Raw genomic sequence first — 5,430 nt, 5'->3', positions numbered from 1 at the left:
TGTTATGGTTTTTGGTAAGTCATAAATTGCGTTTTTGAGTGGTGTGCTTGGAGGTTTCTTTCTCGCGGCATGGTTTATTGCTCTCCTTCTGACTTAAAAAACTTCACCCCTGATTTCGCTCCAACCTCAGAACTATTTAAAATCTCTATAAACCAAGGCTTTTCGGCCTCTTCGTATTTGTGTAAGATAACTCGAGTGATTATATTTTTTATCTGCGGGAATTCTTTTACTAAAAAAGATATGAAATCATCGAGGTCTTCATTATCTGTAAAGAATGCATGAATTAGCAAATCAGTATCTCCTGTAATTTCCCATACCTCTTTTACTTTTCCCATTTTGCAGATTTTTTGAGCAACTTCCTTTCGAGATTCTCTCAATACTTCTAGTTCAATAAAAACTTCAAGATTATATCCAAGTTTCTTTGGATTTACTTCAATTGTAAATTTTTGAATTATTCCACTATTCTTTAGTTCCTTAACTTTGTTATAACAAGAGACAATGCTTAAGTTACATTTTTTGCTAAGTTGCTTATAAGTAATTCTTGAATTGCTATATAATTCCCAAAGGATATATAAGAGGGTATTTTCTTTTTTCATACTTTACACCCAGATGACTCTAGTATATGTAAATTATATCTAAATGATTTTTAAAGTTTGTTCTAGCCCAAGGCATACTGTCGTATCCTGAAATTATTTCGTCAAGCATAAAAGCATGAAGCTTGACCAAGAGAAAGTTAGACTGATAATAACACTGGATAGGATAGCAAAATTCAACACGAAAACAATCAGTATGATGCTGAAAATCAGCAGAAGGAGAATTCAGCAAATAATAAAACAATACGGAGAAACTGGGTGGATTCCAAGCTGAAAAACTGGTAGAAAAACCAAAATCAATCCCAGAAGACAGTATAACACTGATCCTGAAAGCTTATTCAGAATCAAAATACTAAGAATCGATGCACTTAAATATGGTTTGTTCGATGAGAGGACTGTAGAGAATATTATCAGAGTTTTTGACGGAGGCTATTGCTGAGTTTGGTTTACCGGAGAGTGTTTTGACTATAATGGTGCTCAGTTTGTTGCTAGGATAGGCGGAGTAGGTTTCAGAAGTTTTTGGCTGTTTTGGGTGTTAAGTATACTAGGGCTTCTGTGTGGCATCCTTGGGCTTTAAGAAAAGTTGAGAGGTTTCATAAATTTCAGGATACAACATCCTGAATTTCCACCAAAAGAAATTTAACCCGGGGTTGCTAAGCCTCTACCATGATTGATTACCTCATCAATTTTATCATTGGACTCTCCATTGGAATAATTGCGGGTCTTTTCGGGATTGGGGGTGGCTTTTTGATAGTGCCCCTCCTAACCTTAAAGGGACTCCCAATCCACGATGCCATAGGAACCAGCTTAACATGTATAGTTATGAGCTCCTTTGCCTCCTCCTATACCCATCTGAAGCATGGGAGGGTCCTTTTTAAAGTTGCCGCTCTGAAAGAGGCATTTTCAATACCCGCCGCGCTTTTGGGAGCATATCTAACGATTTTTCTGGGCAAGAACATTTTAAAATCTTTGTTTGCATTTCTCCTCATATATCTTTCCTACACAATGCTAACTTCTAGGGAACAACTCCCTCAAAGTGAAGCAAAGGAGATTAACTACAGAAATGTTCCCCTGGTGGGTATTATAGCGGGTCTGAGCTCGGGTCTCCTTGGAATAAGCGGCGGAATATTAAACGTGCCCCTCTTTAACTCTCTGGTTCAAATCCCCATTTCCTACGCCATAGGTACCTCAAGCGTAGCACTGTTTTTCACAGCATTGGCAGGCTCCCTAATGCACTATCATATTGGCCAGGTAAGGGTGGACGTGGCTATTCTCCTAGCGCCGGGTTTAATTATGGGAGGATACCTTGGGGCAAAACTTGTCCATAACATTCATCCTGAAAAGCTCAAAAGAGCATTTGCCGGTATACTTGTGCTCATAGCTCTGAAGATGGTGCTCTAGGTGCTGTTAGGATAACCGAAGTAACATGTTAGCTAAAATCTGTTCTGTGGAGTACTTTCAGCACGAATAAAGGTTACTGTAAACACGCCCTCCTAGTACGAAAGCCTTAAAAACCCATCTTTCATTTGTATGTTTGGATGTGGGCCGATAGCTCAGCCTGGGAGAGCGCCGGCTTCGCAAGCCGGAGGCCGCGGGTTCAAATCCCGCTCGGTCCACCACAATTTTAGCATTAAGCTTAAGAGTATTTAGGTAAAGCTATTTTTGAGGTGGGCATATGCTAATCGGGGTGATGAGTGATACTCATGATAATTTACCGGCGATAGCAAAGGCTGTTGAGCTCTTCAACAGGGAAGGCGTGGATCTGGTTATACATTGCGGTGACTACGTTGCCCCTTTCGTTAAAAGGGAGCTTTCAAAACTTAAGGCTCCAATGAAGGGGGTTTTTGGAAACAATGACGGTGAGAGGAGGGGCCTAAAAGAAGCCATAGGAGTGGAGGATGAGATTCTGGAAATGGATGTGGATGGAATAAAAATAGCTGTTCTCCATGGAACTGATCAGCGGGTCGTGGAAGCCTTCGTAAGAAGCCAGCTCTACGACATAGTCATACGGGGACACACGCATAGGTATGAGATAGCGGAGCTCGGGAGAACCATACTCCTCAATCCCGGAGAAGTTGGGGGATACGTGAGCGGGATAAAGAGTGTGGCGTTCATAGACACTCAAAAGAGGGAAATAAAGATTTTGAATCTGGACACGGGAGAGCCCCTGGGCTTCATGAGCATCTGACTTTTTCCTATTCAAAAAATTTTTTATATTTTTAAGGTTAAAAATTATGGGGTTGAAAAATGCCTGAGGATATTCTAACACCCAAGGAACGCTACGATTCCCTAGTTTTTATAGGGATTAAAGAAAATGATGTTATTGATTTCATAAAGGTTTATGCTGAGGATAAAACAAAAGCGCTGGCTCTGCTGAACTCCTTCTTCTATGAAAAGGGAATACATCCGATGGATTTCATAGTGGTGGATGAAGGAGTCGAAGATGTATCCGAAAAGGAAATAATATCCACAAAAACAGAGGAAGAACTCTCCGCGTATCTGTCACGTCTGGGTTTAAAGCTGATTTCAAATGGCATTCTCTACACAAAATACAAGGAGTCCATATATCAAATAACTGCAATAAGCAGGGAACTCTATGAGACACTTAAAAAGCAGAAAAAGCCTGAAAGAATGGAAGAAGAACTCAAAGAGGTTGAACCATACATTGATCTGGAAAAGATACCGGCGGGAGAGATCCCAAAGGAATATATAAAGCAGTTCAATCTCCTCAATCTTATGCAGGACATGCTCGTGATCAACGAGGCTGAGATTGATCTGGAAACAATTCTCAAAGAGGCAATACAGGGGCAGGTTTTAATTCCCCGGAATATGGAGGTGGAGGAGTCACTCTTGATTCAAATTTTCGACAAGGAGTATCATAGGGAGATTTCATCCGCCGTCGATAAGGTTCTCGTGAAAACACCCATCATATACTGGGACTACTATGTGGATTCAATGGATGACTTTGAGTTTAAGAAAATAGAGGAAAGAGTTTTTTCGGCTCCGATATTCCTGAAAGCCATGAAGGGCCTTTTGGTTTTATATGAACCGCCAAAACAGCTCGTAAAGAGGTTGAGACGGATTAAAAAACGGGGCTATGTGGACTTCAACTTCAGAGATAGACGCTATAAAATACCGGTAAACTTTACGATAATAGTTGAAACAGGTGGGGATGGGAGAGAATGGAATATGACCTTTCCCATAACTATGAGGCTTCCTAAGCTTGACGAGCACATCTGGCTCAATCTCATTAGAGAGGAATTCGGTGTCAAACTAAGCATTGCGGATGCCAGAAGAATCCCGAAGGACCAGCGTACCATGAGCTCATTTAAGAACCTAAAAATCCTGTACAGAAAGCTCAAGGAACACAATAAAGAAAAAGGGGATGTGGAACTTCTGAAAGAAGCCATTGATATTATGGTCGGTACCGTCAGATGACCCCCGCGTTAATTTTTTAAGCCAATCTTTTAATTACAAAATGGGATTTAAAGGGGGTGAGAACATGGCACTTATTGAAGAGGTTGCCAAGATAAGCTTTGAGCGCGTTGGGAGCCATTCCCACATAAGGGGACTCGGTCTCGATGAGAAGGGAAAAGCTAAGTTCATGGGAGATGGCATGGTGGGGCAAATAAAAGCACGGGAGGCAGCAGGAATAGCCGTGCATTTGATCAAGAAGGGCAAGTTTGCCGGAAAGGGAATTCTCCTAGCCGGTCCAACAGGGAGTGGAAAAACAGCAATTGCAATGGGAATTGCCAAAGAACTCGGTGAGGATGTCCCCTTTGTGCAGATAGCGGGTAGTGAGATATACTCTGCAGAGATGAAGAAAACGGAGTTTTTGAAGCAGGCACTCAGAAGAGCCATAGGCGTTAGAATAAGTGAGGAGAGGAAGGTCTACGAAGGTATGCTTGAGAAGATCGAGATTAAGAGGGCGAGGCATCCATTCAATCCCTATGTGGAAGTCCCTGAAAGTGCTCTGATAACCTTAAAGACAAAGGACGACACAAAGACCATCAGGGTTGGAAGGGAAATCGCCTATCAAATTCTGGAGGGAGGAATTGAAGAGGGAGACGTCATCCAGATAGATGCCGAAAGTGGAAGGGTCTCAAAGCTCGGAACAACGAAAGAGGAGGAGGGCATATTCCTGAAGAAAAAGGTTAACCTTCCAACGGGTCCGGTTCTTAAAATTAAGGAGTTCACCTATACCGTCACACTCCATGATCTCGATACGGTCAATGCAAGAAGTGGCGGGCTCGTGAGCCTCTTCTTTGGGGGAGGAATGGAGATAAACGACGATATCAGGGAGAGGGTTGATCAGGCAGTTAAAGGATGGATAGAAGAAGGAAAAGCACGCCTCGTTCCCGGAGTTCTGTTCATAGATGAGTGCCACATGCTTGATATCGAAGCTTTCTCCTTCTTGGCCAGGGCAATGGAAGGAGAGCTGGCACCAATTTTAATCCTCGCTACCAACAGGGGAACCACTAACATCAGGGGAACGGGAATAGAAGCACCCCACGGCATTCCAATAGACATGCTCGACCGCCTCTTGATAATAAACACCGAACCTTACAGGCGGGACGAGGTGAGGGAGATAGTTAAGATAAGGGCGCATGAGGAGGGCATTGAGATAAGTGAAGAGGCGGTTGAATACCTTGCAGAGCTGGGCGAGAAGACGAGTTTGAGATATGCCGTGCAGCTCCTAGCACCTGCCAGTGTTCTGGCGAAGGAAAGGGTGGAGAAGGAACACGTTGAAAAAGCCAAGGAATACTTCGCGGACATAAAGAGGAGCACCCGCTTTGTCGAGAAGCTTGAAGGAATGCTCATGTGATTTTTCTTTTTA

Annotated in this window: 6 protein-coding genes and 1 tRNA gene; 6 read left to right on the top strand and 1 reads right to left on the bottom strand. The window is 42.7% G+C overall.

The features are described from left to right. Positions 1 to 74: 74 nt before the first annotated feature. The gene (locus ACXJGZ_RS08190; protein ID WP_456321718.1) at positions 75 to 596 is read right to left on the bottom strand and encodes an Lrp/AsnC family transcriptional regulator; all 522 of its coding nucleotides are present in this window, start codon (positions 594 to 596) and stop codon (positions 75 to 77) included. Between the two features lie 115 nt (positions 597 to 711). On the opposite strand from ACXJGZ_RS08190, the gene ACXJGZ_RS08185 reads away from it, so the two are divergent. The 6 genes from ACXJGZ_RS08185 (at position 712) to ACXJGZ_RS08160 (ending at position 5,418) form a co-directional block, all read left to right on the top strand. Next, the gene (locus ACXJGZ_RS08185; protein WP_456399027.1) at positions 712 to 867 is read left to right on the top strand and encodes a hypothetical protein; all 156 of its coding nucleotides are present in this window, start codon (positions 712 to 714) and stop codon (positions 865 to 867) included. A 392-nt stretch (positions 868 to 1,259) separates the two neighbouring features. After that, positions 1,260 to 1,994 (top strand): sulfite exporter TauE/SafE family protein, encoded by a 735-nt coding sequence (locus ACXJGZ_RS08180; protein ID WP_456399025.1) that lies wholly within the window; start codon positions 1,260 to 1,262, stop codon positions 1,992 to 1,994. 141 nt (positions 1,995 to 2,135) lie between these two features. Beyond that, positions 2,136 to 2,212: transfer RNA gene (locus ACXJGZ_RS08175), tRNA-Ala, on the top strand. A 56-nt stretch (positions 2,213 to 2,268) separates the two neighbouring features. Then, complete coding sequence (locus ACXJGZ_RS08170; protein ID WP_456321716.1) at positions 2,269 to 2,781, top strand: metallophosphoesterase; 513 nt, start codon at positions 2,269 to 2,271, stop codon at positions 2,779 to 2,781. A 59-nt stretch (positions 2,782 to 2,840) separates the two neighbouring features. Next, the gene (locus ACXJGZ_RS08165; protein WP_456321715.1) at positions 2,841 to 4,031 is read left to right on the top strand and encodes a hypothetical protein; all 1,191 of its coding nucleotides are present in this window, start codon (positions 2,841 to 2,843) and stop codon (positions 4,029 to 4,031) included. A 64-nt stretch (positions 4,032 to 4,095) separates the two neighbouring features. Then, positions 4,096 to 5,418: a RuvB-like helicase gene (locus ACXJGZ_RS08160; RefSeq protein ID WP_456321714.1), complete on the top strand. Its 1,323-nt coding sequence runs from the start codon at positions 4,096 to 4,098 to the stop codon at positions 5,416 to 5,418. Positions 5,419 to 5,430 lie beyond the last annotated feature (12 nt).

Source organism: Palaeococcus sp. (in: euryarchaeotes) (assembly GCF_053987695.1).
This window is presented reverse-complemented; position numbering and strand designations above follow the sequence as displayed.